Annotated in this window: 11 protein-coding genes; 6 read left to right on the top strand and 5 right to left on the bottom strand. The window is 73.1% G+C overall.

Annotation, left to right across the window (positions count from 1 at the left end; genetic code table 11):
* The first annotated feature begins 20 nt into the window (after positions 1-20).
* Positions 21-587, top strand: a complete 567-nt coding sequence (locus O7607_RS22390; RefSeq protein WP_269705139.1) for a dihydrofolate reductase family protein — start codon at positions 21-23, stop codon at positions 585-587.
* Positions 588-591: 4 nt separating this feature from the next.
* On the opposite strand, the gene O7607_RS22395 is transcribed toward O7607_RS22390, so the two are convergent.
* The gene (locus O7607_RS22395) at positions 592-2,424 is read right to left on the bottom strand and encodes a thiamine pyrophosphate-requiring protein (protein WP_269705140.1); all 1,833 of its coding nucleotides are present in this window, start codon (positions 2,422-2,424) and stop codon (positions 592-594) included.
* A 102-nt stretch (positions 2,425-2,526) separates the two neighbouring features.
* Between O7607_RS22395 and O7607_RS22400 the strand changes: the two genes are divergently transcribed.
* From O7607_RS22400 to O7607_RS22410, 3 genes are all read left to right on the top strand, one after another.
* Complete coding sequence (locus tag O7607_RS22400; protein ID WP_269707064.1) at positions 2,527-3,339, top strand: TrmH family RNA methyltransferase; 813 nt, start codon at positions 2,527-2,529, stop codon at positions 3,337-3,339.
* Between the two features lie 57 nt (positions 3,340-3,396).
* Positions 3,397-4,848 (top strand): argininosuccinate synthase, encoded by a 1,452-nt coding sequence (argG, locus tag O7607_RS22405; RefSeq protein ID WP_269705141.1) that lies wholly within the window; start codon positions 3,397-3,399, stop codon positions 4,846-4,848.
* A 108-nt stretch (positions 4,849-4,956) separates the two neighbouring features.
* The gene (locus tag O7607_RS22410) at positions 4,957-6,756 is read left to right on the top strand and encodes a PucR family transcriptional regulator (protein WP_442929498.1); all 1,800 of its coding nucleotides are present in this window, start codon (positions 4,957-4,959) and stop codon (positions 6,754-6,756) included.
* A gap of 222 nt (positions 6,757-6,978) precedes the next feature.
* On the opposite strand, the gene O7607_RS22415 is transcribed toward O7607_RS22410, so the two are convergent.
* Positions 6,979-8,328 carry a hypothetical protein gene (locus O7607_RS22415; RefSeq protein ID WP_269705144.1) on the bottom strand — a complete coding sequence of 450 codons (1,350 nt, stop codon included), beginning with the start codon at positions 8,326-8,328 and terminating at the stop codon, positions 6,979-6,981.
* A gap of 87 nt (positions 8,329-8,415) precedes the next feature.
* Between O7607_RS22415 and murD the strand changes: the two genes are divergently transcribed.
* The gene (gene murD / locus O7607_RS22420) at positions 8,416-9,762 is read left to right on the top strand and encodes a UDP-N-acetylmuramoyl-L-alanine--D-glutamate ligase (RefSeq protein WP_269705145.1); all 1,347 of its coding nucleotides are present in this window, start codon (positions 8,416-8,418) and stop codon (positions 9,760-9,762) included.
* Positions 9,763-9,766: 4 nt separating this feature from the next.
* On the opposite strand, the gene O7607_RS22425 is transcribed toward murD, so the two are convergent.
* From O7607_RS22425 to O7607_RS22435, 3 genes are all read right to left on the bottom strand, one after another.
* Positions 9,767-10,312: a DUF6114 domain-containing protein gene (locus O7607_RS22425; RefSeq protein WP_269705146.1), complete on the bottom strand. Its 546-nt coding sequence runs from the start codon at positions 10,310-10,312 to the stop codon at positions 9,767-9,769.
* A gap of 1 nt (position 10,313) precedes the next feature.
* On the bottom strand, positions 10,314-10,943 hold the full coding sequence (locus O7607_RS22430) for a DUF6230 family protein (RefSeq protein WP_269705147.1): 630 nt from the start codon (positions 10,941-10,943) through the stop codon (positions 10,314-10,316).
* A gap of 181 nt (positions 10,944-11,124) precedes the next feature.
* Positions 11,125-11,880, bottom strand: a complete 756-nt coding sequence (locus O7607_RS22435) for a TetR/AcrR family transcriptional regulator (protein WP_269705148.1) — start codon at positions 11,878-11,880, stop codon at positions 11,125-11,127.
* A gap of 349 nt (positions 11,881-12,229) precedes the next feature.
* Here O7607_RS22435 and O7607_RS22440 point away from each other — a divergent pair, with 349 nt between their 5' ends.
* Entirely contained in the window at positions 12,230-12,916 is a 687-nt protein-coding gene (locus O7607_RS22440) for a Tat pathway signal sequence domain protein (protein WP_269705149.1), read from the top strand.
* Positions 12,917-12,986 lie beyond the last annotated feature (70 nt).

Genomic DNA, 12,986 nt, shown 5'->3' on the forward strand with positions numbered 1-12,986 from the left:
GCAACGCGGAGGAACACATCATGGGCAACGTCATCTACGGGGTGCACACGTCTGTCGACGGCTTCATCGAAGGGCCGAACGGGGAGTTCGACTGGCCGGAGATGGGGGAGGAGCTGTCCGCGTACTCGATCGGGCTGGCCGAGCGGGCCGACGCCTTCGTCTACGGGCGGCGGGTGTGGGAGCTGATGTCCTCCTACTGGCCGCAGGTCGAGTCGATCTCCGACGACCCGCACGACCTGGCGTTCGCGCCGGTCTGGCGACGTACCCCGAAGATCGTGGTCTCCCGGACGCTCACCGAGGCTTCCCACGGCGCCCTGGTGGTCGGCGGCGGCGACCTGGCGAAGGAATTCGCCGAGGTCCGCGAGCGGTTCCCCGGCGACCTGCTGGTCACCGGCGGCACCGGCGCGGCGACGGCGCTGGCCGCGCTCGGGCTCGGGCTCGTCGACACCTTCGAGGTGATCGTGCACCCGGTGGTGCTCGGCGGCGGGCGGCAGGTGTTGCCCGGTCTGGCCCGGCAGAGCCTGCGTCTGGTCGAGACCCGCCCGTTCGACGGGCGGTCGGTGCTGTTGCGCTACGCGCGGGCCTGACGCCTCAGCGGCCCCGGCGGCGGGGCCGGTACGTGGCGAGCGCGGCCGGTACGCCGCGCCGCACGATGCCGGCCCGGTCGCTGTCCCCCCGCATGACGGCGGCGGCGGTCTTGCGGGCCTGCTCGACGGTGAAGTGCGGCGGCAGCATCAGCTCGGCCGGGTCCACCACCGCGTTGACCACCACCGGCCGGTCCGCGTCGAGCACCCGCTGCCACAGGCCGTCCACCCGGGCGGGGGAGTCGACCAGCTCACCGCCGAGGCCCAGCACCTCCGCCCACCTGTGGTACGCCACGTCCGGTAGGTCCTGGCTGTCCGGGAACATCGGTGTGCCCTCGCCGGAGCGCTGCTCCCAGCTGACGAACGCGAGGTCCCGGTTGTTGAGCACCAGCACGACGAACCGGGGGTCGGCCCACTCCCGCCAGTACTTCGCGACAGTGATCAGCTCGTTGACGCCGTTCATCTGCATCGCGCCGTCACCGAGCAGCGCGATCACCGGGCGGTCCGGGTGGGCGAACTTCGCCGCCAGCGCGTACGGCATCCCGCCGCCCATGGACAGCAGCGTGCCGGAGAGGCTGGCCAACATGCCGGGGCGCACCCGTACGTGCCGGGCGTACCAGGCGGTGGCGGTGCCGCAGTCGACGGCGAGCATGGCGTCGTCCGGCAGCGCGTCGTCGAGCGTGGTGAACAGCGACTGCGGGTTGACCGGGTCGGCGGGCTGGGCGGCGACCTCGCGTTGCGAGGCCCGCCACTTGCCGGTGGCGTCGGCGAGGGTGGCCCGCCAGGCGGTCGGGCCCGGCCCCGGGCCCAGCTCCCGGAGCAGGGCGCGCAGCGTCGGCCCGGCGTCGCCGGTCAGGTTCACCTCGGTCGGGTAGCGCAGCCCCATCCGGCTGCCGTCGATGTCGATCTGCACCGCCCGGGCCTGGCCCTCCGGCGGGTAGAACTCCGAGTACGGCATCTGGCTGCCGACGATCAGCAGCCTGTCGCACTCGCGCATGAGCTGCCAGCTCGGGCGGCTGCCGAGCAGGCCGATCGCGCCTGTGACCCACGGCTGGCGGTGGTCGACGGCGGTGAAGCCGAGCAGCGCGGTGGCGACCCCGGCGCCGAGGCGGTCGGCGATGCGGCGTACCTCCTCCTCGGCGCCCAGCGCGCCCTGCCCGACCAGCATCGCCACCCGCTCGCCGCCGCGCAGCACCTCGGCGGCGCGGCGCACGTCGGCCTCCGGCGGCGCCGTCGGCTCGCTGCTCGGCACCGCGCTGGTGTGGTAGTAGCCGTGGGCGTGCGGCGGGTGCGGCACCGCGGGCAGGTCCTGCACGTCGGAGGGGAGAACCAGGGCCGTCACGGTACGCCGGGCCAGCGCCGTGCGGCAGGCCCGGTCGACCAGGTGCCGGGCCTGGGACGGGTCGTCGAGCTGGGCCAGGAAGGCCGAGGCCACGTCCTTGTAGAGCGAGAGGAGGTCCACCTCCTGGTAGTAGCCGCCGCCCTCGGCGGGCAGCGCGGTGTGCCCGAGCAGCGCCACCACCGGCTGGTGGTCGAGCTTGGCGTCGTAGAGGCCGTTGAGGGCGTGGATCGCGCCCGGCCCGCTGGTCACCACCACGCAGCCGAGCGGGCCGCCGCCGTACTTGACGTGCGCGCCTGCCGCGAACCCGGCCGTCTCCTCGTGCCGGACCTGGATGAACCGGGCCCGTCCCTCGGCGCGTTGCAACGCCGACGTCATGCCGTTGATCCCGTCGCCGGGGTAGCCGTAGTAGCGGTGCACGCCCCATTCGGCGAGCCGGGCCACCAGGTAGTCGGCGACTGTGGCGTCGCGGGGGAGGTTGCCGTCGTGATCCGCGCCCATCCTGGTTCCTCCGTCGCCGTCGGCCTCCCGCCTCCGTTCCCCGCCCCGGGCGCCGGAAACCCGGCCCGCGCCGGAGCGGCCGGGCGGGCCGGGCAGAATCGCCTGGTGCCCGTCCACGAGATCACCGACCCCGACGACGACCGGATCGCCGACTACCGCGCGCTCACCGACGTGGAGCTGCGTACCCGCTGGGAACCGCCGCACGGGTTGTTCATCGCCGAGGGGGAGCTGGTGCTGCGGCGGGCGCTGCGGGCCGGCTACCCGGCCCGGTCGTACCTGGTCGACGCGAAGCGGGTGGACCAGCTCGCCGACCTGGACACCGGGGACACGCCGGTGTACGCGGCCACGCCGGACGTGCTCCAGTGCGCCACCGGCTTCCACGTGCACCGGGGGGTGCTCGCGTCGTTCCACCGCAAGCCGCTGCGCTCGGCGGACGAGGTGCTCGCCGCCGCCCGGCGGGTGGTGATCCTGGAGGACGTCAACAACCACACCAACCTGGGGGCGATCTTCCGGGGCGCCGCCGCGCTCGGCGTCGACGCGGTGCTGCTGTCTCCCACCTGCGCCGATCCGCTCTACCGGCGCAGCGTACGGGTCAGCATGGGCGAGGTGTTCGCGGTGCCGTACGCCAAGCTCGAGCGCTGGCCCGCAGGACTGGACCAGGTCCGGGCGGCCGGATTCACGGTGCTCGCGATGACGCCCGCGCCGGATGCCGTACCGATGCAGCGGCTGACCCCGGCGCAGCGGGAGCGGGCGGCGCTGCTGCTCGGGGCGGAGGGGCCGGGGCTGACCGCGGCGGCGCAGGCGGCCAGCGACGTGCGGGTGGTGATCCCGATGCGGCGCGGCGTGGACTCGCTGAACGTGGCCGCAGCCGCGGCGGTGGCGTTCTGGGAGCTGGGCCGCGAGGACGCGCTCTGAGGACCCGCTCGCCCGACCGGCTTGCATGACCATGCGACGCCGTGCATAATCTTCCTTGTGTCCAAGGTTCTCACCTCCCTGCCCATCGGCGAACGTGTCGGCATCGCCTTCTCCGGCGGCCTCGACACCTCGGTTGCCGTCGCGTGGATGCGCGACAAAGGCGCCGTCCCGTGCGCCTACACCGCTGACATCGGCCAGTACGACGAGCCCGACATCGCCTCGGTGCCCGGCCGCGCCCACACCTACGGCGCCGAGGTCGCCCGGCTCGTCGACTGCCGCGCCGCCCTCGTCGAGGAAGGGCTGGCGGCGCTGACCTGCGGCGCCTTTCACATTCGCTCCGGCGGGCGGGCCTACTTCAACACCACCCCGCTGGGCCGGGCCGTGACCGGCACGCTGCTCGTGCGCGCGATGATCGCCGACGACGTGCAGATCTGGGGCGACGGCTCGACGTTCAAGGGCAACGACATCGAGCGGTTCTACCGGTACGGCCTGCTGGCCAACCCGCAGCTGCGGATCTACAAGCCGTGGCTGGACACCGACTTCGTCACCGAGCTGGGCGGGCGCACCGAGATGTCGGAGTGGCTGCTGGAGCGCGGCCTGCCCTACCGGGACAGCACCGAGAAGGCGTACTCCACCGACGCCAACATCTGGGGCGCCACCCACGAGGCCAAGACGCTCGAACACCTGGACACCGGCATCGAGACGGTCGAGCCGATCATGGGGGTCAAGTTCTGGGATCCGTCCGTGGAGATCCCCACCGAGGACGTCACCATCGGCTTCGACCAGGGCCGCCCGGTGACGATCAACGGCAAGGAGTTCGGCAGCGCCGTCGACCTGGTGCTGGAGGCCAACGCCATCGGCGGCCGGCACGGCCTGGGCATGTCCGACCAGATCGAGAACCGGATCATCGAGGCCAAGAGCCGGGGCATCTACGAGGCCCCCGGCATGGCGCTGCTGCACGCCGCCTACGAGCGGCTCGTCAACGCCATCCACAACGAGGACACGCTCGCGAACTACCACAACGAGGGCCGCCGCCTCGGCCGTCTCATGTACGAGGGCCGCTGGCTGGACCCGCAGGCGCTGATGCTGCGCGAGTCGCTGCAGCGCTGGGTCGGCACGGCGGTCACCGGCGAGGTCACGCTGCGGCTGCGCCGGGGCGAGGACTACTCGATCCTCGACACCACCGGCCCGTCGTTCAGCTACCACCCGGACAAGCTGTCGATGGAGCGCACCCAGGACTCGGCGTTCGGCCCGGCCGACCGGATCGGCCAGCTCACCATGCGCAACCTGGACATCGCCGACTCCCGGGCCAAGCTGGAGCAGTACGCCTCCGTGGGCATGGTCGGCGGCGGCACCCCGCAGCGGGTCGTCGGCGCCGCCCAGGCGGCCTCGACCGGGCTGATCGGCGCCATGCCGCAGGGCGGCGCCGAGGCCATCGCGTCCCGGGGCGTGCCGACCGCCGAGGACGAGGCGCTCGACCGCGCCGCGATGGAGTTCGGCGTCGACTGATCACCGCCGCTCGTCCCGTCTGCCCGCCCGCCGGTCCCCGCCTTCTCGGCGGGCCGGCGGGCGGTGTGGCCTTCGGCAACGGTGGTGACGCAGGGTAGCGTGTCGCCCGTGTTCCCTACCGTGCGTGAGGTGCTGGACCTGGTGCCCGTGCGCAACGGCGCGCCCCGCCTGGTCGCCGGAACCGCCGGGCTGGACCGGCCGGTGCGGTGGGTGCACATCGCCGAGGTGCCGGACATCGCCACCCTGCTCGGCGGCGGGGAACTGGTCCTCACCACCGGGATCGGGCTGCCGGGCGACGACGCCGGGCTCCGCGAGTTCATCGGCGCCCTCGCCGACGTCGGCGTCTCCGGGCTGGCCGTCGAGCTGGGCCGCCGCTACGTCAGCGGAGTGCCCCGGGTGATGGCCGCCGCCGCCGAACGACGCGGCCTGCCCCTGATCGAGCTGCGCCGGGGCACCCCGTTCGTCCGCATCACCGAGGCGGTGCACGCGCTGATCGTGGACGCCCAGCTCACCGAGCTGCGCGCCACCGAGGAGATCCACCAGCGGTTCACCGACCTGTCGGTGGAGGGCGCCGAACCGGCCGAGGTGCTGCGGCAGGCCGCCGAGCTGGCGGGCTGCCCGATGGTGCTGGAGAACCTGTCCCGGCAGGTGCTCGCCTACGACCCGGCGGGGGAGAACGCCGAACTGCTGCTGGACGGCTGGGAACGGCACTCGCGGCAGATCCGCCCGGCCGGGCGCACCGCGTACGACCCGGACAGCGGCTGGCTCGTCACCACCGTCGGCGCGCGGGGCCAGGACTGGGGACGGCTGCTGCTGCGCTGGCCGGCGACCGAGTCCACCCCGCCGACCCGGCTGACCATCCTGATCGAGCGGGCCGCCTCCACGCTGGCCCTGGGCCGGCTGATCCGGCGCGACGCCGAGGGCCTGGAACGGCAGATCCACCGCACGCTGCTGACCGCCCTGATCGACCACTCCCGCCCGGTGGACGAGGTGGCGCTGCGCGCCAAGGCGCTCGGCGTCGTCCTGGACCGCCGGCACCTGGTCGGCGTCGTGGTCCGGCACCGCGCCGACGAGCCGGCCGGGGACGCGGGCGCCCTCGACGACGAGTCCGCCCCGACCCGCCGGGGCGGGCGCCGCGACGCCGACGCCGAAGGCCCCGAAGTCGGCCCGGCCCGGTTGCGCGACCTCGCCGAGGCAGTCAGCCAGGCCGTCCGCGACGCCAAGCTCACCGCGCTGACCAGCCCGCTCGACGACCAGGCGGTGGGCGCGCTGCTGGCGCTCCCCGACGCCGCCGCCGAGGAGAAGGCACTGTCCGCGTTCGCCGCGGCGTTGCGTCGGGTACGCCTCGACGTCGCCCCCGCCCGCACTCCGGCGTCCCGCCTGTCGGAGTCACCCGACCGGCCCGCCGGCCGGGCCGTGACGTCGGGGAGCGCGCGACCGGCCGACGCGCCGCCCCGCGCCGCGATCGTGGTGGCGGCCGGGTCCGGCGTGGGCAGCATGCGCGAGGCGCGCCGGTCGCTGATCGAGGCGCGGCAGGTCGCCGAGGCGGCGCGGCGGGATCCCAGGGATCTGCCCTGCTACCGCCTGCCGCACGTCGGGCTGGCGGGGCTGCTGCACCTGCTACGCGACGAGCCCCGGTTGCAGACGTTCGTCGAGCGTGAACTCGGGCCGCTGCTCGCCTACGACGCCCAGCACCCGCGGGAGCAGTTGCTCGGCACCCTGCGGGCGTACCTGGAGCAGGGGCGGAACAAGTCGGCCGGTGCGGCCGCCGCGCACCTGTCCCGGCCGGCGTTCTACGAGCGGCTGGCCCGTATCGGCCGCATCCTCGACGCCGACCTCGACTCGGTCGACAGGTGCCTGTCCCTGCACGTGGCCCTGCTGGCCCTGGACGCCATCCGCACCCCCTGACCGCCCCCCGCCCCCGCCCCCCGGCCCCGCCCACCCTGCCCGCCCTCTCGGCCTCTGCCGCGCCGATCTTGGAGTTGTGGCGCCCAGAATGCCGGCTAAGCACCGTTATCAGAGGTGCCACAACTCCAAGATCGATAGGGTGCGGGCGGTGATCATGAGGTTGAGCCGGTGATTCGCCCTGAATTCGCACCGTCAAGTTCATGATCGACTGGGCGGGGTGGGTCAGGTCAGGGCTGTGAGGGTTTTGGCGTATGGGGCGGGCACGTAGTTGTCGCCGCCGGGGGTGAACACGTCGGAGGTCGCGGCCGCCTGCCAGGCGGTGTCGGGCAGCGCAGCCACCAGGGCGCGTACCACAGGGGCGTCGCGCCACTGGTCCTGCTGGGCGAGCAGGCTCAACGCGACGACCGACTCCTCCACCTCGCCCACGCACTCGAACGGCTTGTGCCCGTCGATGCCGAGCAGTTCCCGGTAGCCGGGGATCTGGGACTCGTCGGCCAGCAGGTCACCGCCGAAGATGCCGGTCAGCCGCTCGCGGGGCATGAACGGGGCCATGGCCAGGAACACGAACCGGCACTTCGGGCAGTCGCGGCACCAGCGCTCGCTCGCATCGCGCAGCTTGAACGCGGCGTTGCAGCTGGTCACCACCGCGTCGTACCGGTCGATCTCGGCGAACAGGCGGGCGATGTGCAGCTCGGACAGGGAACGCAGCAACGAGAAGTACGGCTCGGTGAGCCCGGCGTGCTCGGCCAGCGCGGCACGCAGGAGCCCTTCCGCCTCGACGCCCTTGGACCACTGGTGGTTGATCTCGTGACCGTTCCAGATGAGGTTCGGGTCGGACGCGGACCGCTCGTTCGACATCACCACCGGGCCGAGGCCGTGCAGGACCGCGGTGGCCACGGCGATCAGCGAGTTGATCGCGGTGACCGGGATGTGCCCGTTGCGCGCGCCGGCCGCGTTCAGCTCGAACAGCACCGGGTCCAGGCGCCGCCGGGCGGCCAGCGGCACCAGGTCCGACGCCTCGTTCACCGACACGATCACGTGGTTCGGGTTGACCGAGAACGGCACCGGCTCCAGGCCGGCGCGGCGCAGCGCCTCCAGCGTGACGATGGAGTCCTTGCCGCCACCCACCGCCGAGAGCGGACGGCGGTCGGAGTTGTCCACCGGCACCGCCGGGTCCACGGTGCCGGACGGCACCTCGGGACGCAGTTGCAGCACGTGCGGCAGCTCGTTGCGGTACGCGTACTCGGCGAGGCCCTTGGTGTAGACGGCGGTGACCAGCTCGACGGCGGCGGCGCCCAGCGGTGCGGGCAGCACCAGCCGGGGCGGCGCGGCGGCCTTGTAGTAGCTGACGCCGGCGACCACGTGCAGCAGTTCCAGCACCCGGGCCAGGGTGGCCGCGGTGGCGTCGGCGACCGGCTCGGCCGGCAGCGGAAGCGTGATCACCTCGGTGAACCGCTGCTCGCCGTCGGGGCCGGTCAGGGCGTAGTCGAACAGGACCTCGCCGGTGGCGAAGTCGATCGAGTAGGACGGGAACGTGAAGGCGTCCATCCGCCGCAGCTGCTCGTTGGGCACACGCCATACTAGGCCCTGGTTCGTCCGTCCGTGTCCGGCTGGGCCGGACCCTGCCCGCCGTGCGTCGACCGAGTCCGAGGAGAGCCCGTGCGCCTGTCTGATCTGCGCGGACGTCATGTCGCCGTCTGGGGCGCCGGCCGCGAGGGCCGGGCCGCGGTGACCGCGATCGCCGCGCACGGGCCGGCCGGCCTCGTCGTGGTCGACGACAGCGCGAACTTCCTCACGCTGCCGTGGGACGGTCCGCTCGCCGCCTCGGCGCCGCTCGTCACCGGCGAGGAGGGCTTCGAGCGCCTGGCCGCCGCCGACGTGGTGGTCCGCTCGCCGGGCGTGCCGAACACCCACCCGTGGATGGTGGAGCTGCGCCGCCGGTCCGTGCCGGTGACGCAGGGCAGCGCGTTGTGGATGGCCGACCATGCGGACCGCACCGTCGGGGTGACCGGCAGCAAGGGCAAGAGCACCACGTCCAGCCTGATCAGTCATCTGCTCACCGCGATGGACCGGCCGAACGTGTTCGGCGGCAACATCGGGGTGCCGCTGCTGGACCTGCCCGAGGCGGAGCTGTACGTGCTGGAGCTGTCCAGCTACCAGTGCTCCGACCTGACCGACTCGCCGCGGGTGGCGGTGGTGACCGCGCTGTTCCCCGAGCACCTGGACGCCCACGGCGGCGAGCGGGAGTACTACCGGGACAAGCTGAACCTGATCGCGCACGGTCCGCACGCCGTCGTGGTCAACGGCGCCGACCCGCGCCTGGCGGCGGAGCTGGGCGACCGGGCCGCGGTCCGGGCCGGTTCGCCGGACACCACGCACGTGGCCACCGGGCCGGACGGTACGCAGTGGTTCCACCTGCGGGACACGCCGCTGTTCCCGCGCGCGGTGCTGCCGCTGGTCGGCCGGCACAACGAGGGCAACCTCTGTGTCGCCCTCGCGGTGCTGGACGCGCTCGGCGTCGACGTGGTGGCGCGCAAGGACAGCCTCGCGGTGGCGGTCGCGGAGTTCCAGGGCCTGGCGCACCGACTCACCGAGATCGCCGACCCGTCCGGGCTGACGTTCGTCGACGACACGCTCGCCACCAGCCCGTACGCGGCGATGCACGCGATCGACGCGTACGAGGGTCGGCCGTTGACGGTGATCGTCGGCGGCGCCGACAGAGGGCTGGACTACAGCCCGCTGCGCGCGCACCTGGCCGACCGGGAGATCACCGTGATCGGCGTGCCGGACAGCGGCCCCCGCATCGTGGAGGCGCTGTCCGGGCTGCCGTCGGTGCGTACCGAGCTGGCCGACGACCTGGTCGCCGCCGTCGGGCTGTCCCGCAAGCTGACCCCGGCGGGCGGGGTGGTGCTGCTGTCCCCGGCGGCGCCGAGCTACGGCCGGTTCCGCAACTTCGAGCACCGCTCCGAGGTGTTCGCGCAGGCGGTGGCCGACACCGCCCGCTGAGCGGTCAGCCGCGCTCCGCGCGGGCGTTCCCCGGCGGGCCGGGCTCGCCGGAGAGGATCGCGTCGAGCGACTCCGTGGGCGCCGAACTGTCGACCGGCTCGCGCGGCGCGGGCGCCGTACCGGCGGACGTCGTCCCGGCGGGCGTCGCCTCCGGGCCGGCGTGGGCCGGGCGCCGCTTGACCGGCGTCCAGGCGAACGCGAGCGCGCCGCCGACGAGCGCCAGCAGCATGCCGATCAGGAACCCGCCCAGGTTCGAGGTGAGCCAGGAGACCAGCCCGAGCACGAGGGAGAGCACCGCGTAGAAGACGCGTTGCTGCGGCGTGGTGATCAGCAGCACGCCGCAGATGACCAGGACGGCCGGGACCAGGTACGCGGCCAGCCCTTGCGGCCCGACGTGCAGCAGCACCCCGAGCGGCGCGCGCAGCGTCACGAGCATCTCCGCGCCGCCGAGCGCGATGAGCAGCCCGGCGGTGAACGGCCGGGCCCGGCGCCAGCGCCGCCAGCGTGTGCGGACGCCGGCGGCGGGCGCCGAGTGCTGTCCCGCGGTCACGTCAGCACCCTTCGGAGCTGAAGCCCATGCGCAGGTTGGGCAGTGTGAAGACGGCGGCGGTGGTGGCGTAGTTGTTCTGCCGCAGGTTGGTGATGGTCACGGTGTCGGCCTGCTGGGCGAACACGCCCGGGTTGCCCTTGACGCCGGGGACCTTGTCGACGGTGCTGGCGTCCTGACCGACGTCGATGTTCTTGAAGGAGGCGTTACCGGCGATCTCGTCGCCGTCGACCACGAGTGTGCGCGCGGTGACGGGCTTTCCGGAATTGCCGGCGGTGATCCGCAGGTTGGTTCCGCCCAGGTTGATGCTCTGGCACAGATTCGTCAGTTCGGCCTTGTCGATCGCGGAGACGATCACGAGCACCTGCCCGCCGGTGTCGCCCTGGTTGGGGCTGTCCGGGATCATCTGGTCGAGCGTGGCGAACTGCTCGAACCCGGTGCCCTCCAGCTTGTCGGCGGTGACGGTGAAGGGCATGCCCGAGATGGCGAACTGCGCGCCGAGCACACCCTGCGCGGTCAGCACCACCATGCCGGCCGCCCCGGCCGTCACGGCGCCGAGCGTGACGGCGAACCGGCGCCAGCGTACGCCGCTTCGTGGTTGATCGGCCTCGATCTGCTCGATCTGCTCCGACATGCCGGCCCCTTTCGAGATCAATTCATCTGCGACGATGCGAATTGGCTTCGCATGATGCGCGCCGAGGGGCGCAGGCCGAAGTTACCGCTGAGTAAAGGGGCGGTCAACTGCCTGTAGCAGATCATTGGTCGGTATTTGCCAAAAGCGGCCAAAGTGAAAAACCGCTGCGGTTTCTCACCGCTCAGGGCTGGCCGGGCGCGCAGGGCGCGGTGGCGGCCGGACCGTCGTCCGCCCTCCCCGTGCGGGCGATGCGACCCGCCTCGTGCGGTCCGAGGAACGGCGCGACGGCCGCGTACGTGAGGGCCGGCAGCAGCAGCGGCAGCTCCTCGGCCCGCCCCTGCGCCACCCGCTCACGGATGGTGGCGTGGATTCCGCCGACCACTGTGGACAACAGTGCCTCGCGGTCCAGGTCGGCCGGCTCCGGTCCGGCGCCGGCGAAGAACCGGCGGAAGCTGCGCAGGAGCGCGTCGCGCTCCCGGCGGGCATCAGGCCCGGCCGCGTCCACCTCGACCAGCGCCATCCGGGCGAAGGCGGGCACGCTCGCCAGCACGTCGAGCAGCGTGCGCAGCGCCGCCCGGACGGCCTCCGGCCACTCCGGGCCGGCGTCGCGGTAGGCGTCCTCCATCAGGTGCGACACCACGGCGATGCCGTGCCGGTACGCGGCCAGGAACGCGTCCTGCTTGCCGCTGAACAGCGTGTAGAACGCGGGCCGGGTGACCCCGGCGGCGTGGCAGATGTCGCTGACCCGGGCGTTGTCGTACCCCCGGGTGGCGACCTCCCGGACCAGCCCGTCGAAGAGGCGGTCCCGCTGGGTCGCCGCCACCTCCTCGGCCGGCACGCGGCGCGGGCCGCGCTTGATGGCGCGGTCCGGGTCGCGGCCGTGGCGGGCGCCCGGCAGGGGTACGGGCGCCGGCGACGGCGGGCTCGGGACTGTCACTCATCGACCTTTCTTGATGCGTTGACTTTACGACCCTCCGGGGTTTATAACTTTCGACACGCTCAGTTCACGCCTCGTCACCGCTGGTGATCTCTCCTGATCGGTCACCCGAACGCGTCGAAGGAGGGCCGGATGGCTGCCATTATCGCCGCGCGGACCCGTCCCCCCAAGGCCGGAGAGACCCAGGTGACGCGGCGACGCCGCACTGCGCCACGCCGCCCGGCCCGCTGAGGCCGCCACGGCGCACCACCACCTGCGGCGGACCGATCCCGGCCGCCGCACCCACCGGCTCCGTCCGCTCCGGACGCCGCCGGCACCGTTTCCTGTCCCACCGCCGGAAGGAACAACCATGCCCAGGTACGGACGCATCGGCGCGGGCCTCGCCGCCCTGGCGCTGCTGACCGGTCTGGTCGGCGCCGCCCCCGCCACCGCCGCACCCACCACCTCGCTCGCCAGCGCCGTGCTGACCTACCCGACCGTCGCCGGCACCGCCGTGTCGGTGGGCGACGTCATCCAGGCCAGCCTGCGCAGCGGCACCAACGCCACGTTCTACTCCTCGACCAGCGGCACCACCGGCATCAAGTGCGCCGCGTCCAGCTTCAGCGCCAAGGTGCTGACCAACCCGACCGCACCCGGCACCGCGACCGAGAGCCTCACCGCGCAGTCGTTCACCAGCTGCACGACGAACGTCTTCGGCACCACCGGCGTGCAGAGCGTGACTGTCAACAACCTGCCCTACACCACCTCGGTGACCAGCGCCGGCGTCGTCAAGATCTCCGGGACGACGGCGGCGCCGATCCAGAGCACCGTCGTGCTCAACTCCCTGCTCGGCACGATCACCTGCGTCTACCGCACCAGCACGAACACGCTGACCGGTACGGCGTCCAACGCCACCAACTCGATCACCTTCACCAATCAGCCCCTGACCAAGTTCTCCGGCCCGTCGCTGTGCTTCGGCACCGCGTACTTCACCGCGGCGTACTCGCCGGTGAAGGACACCAGCAAGACCGGTAGCCCGGCCGTCTACGTCAACTGACACCCGGCTCTCGGGCCGGTGGCCGGCGATCCGCCGGGCACCGGCCCGTGGTCGCGCCACCGTGGCACTT

Origin of the sequence: Micromonospora sp. WMMA1949 (assembly GCF_027460145.1) — a bacterium.
Classification (GTDB): Bacteria; Actinomycetota; Actinomycetes; order Mycobacteriales; family Micromonosporaceae; genus Micromonospora.

Bases quoted from the DNA above. Each gene is read 5' to 3' on its own strand.
- O7607_RS22395 (WP_269705140.1), bottom strand. From the start codon at position 2,424: ATGGGCGCGGATCACGACGGCAACCTCCCCCGCGACGCCACAGTCGCC.
- O7607_RS22430 (WP_269705147.1), bottom strand. From the start codon at position 10,943: ATGTCGGAGCAGATCGAGCAGATCGAGGCCGATCAACCACGAAGCGGC.
- O7607_RS22390 (WP_269705139.1), top strand. From the start codon at position 21: ATGGGCAACGTCATCTACGGGGTGCACACGTCTGTCGACGGCTTCATC.
- O7607_RS22440 (WP_269705149.1), top strand. From the start codon at position 12,230: ATGCCCAGGTACGGACGCATCGGCGCGGGCCTCGCCGCCCTGGCGCTG.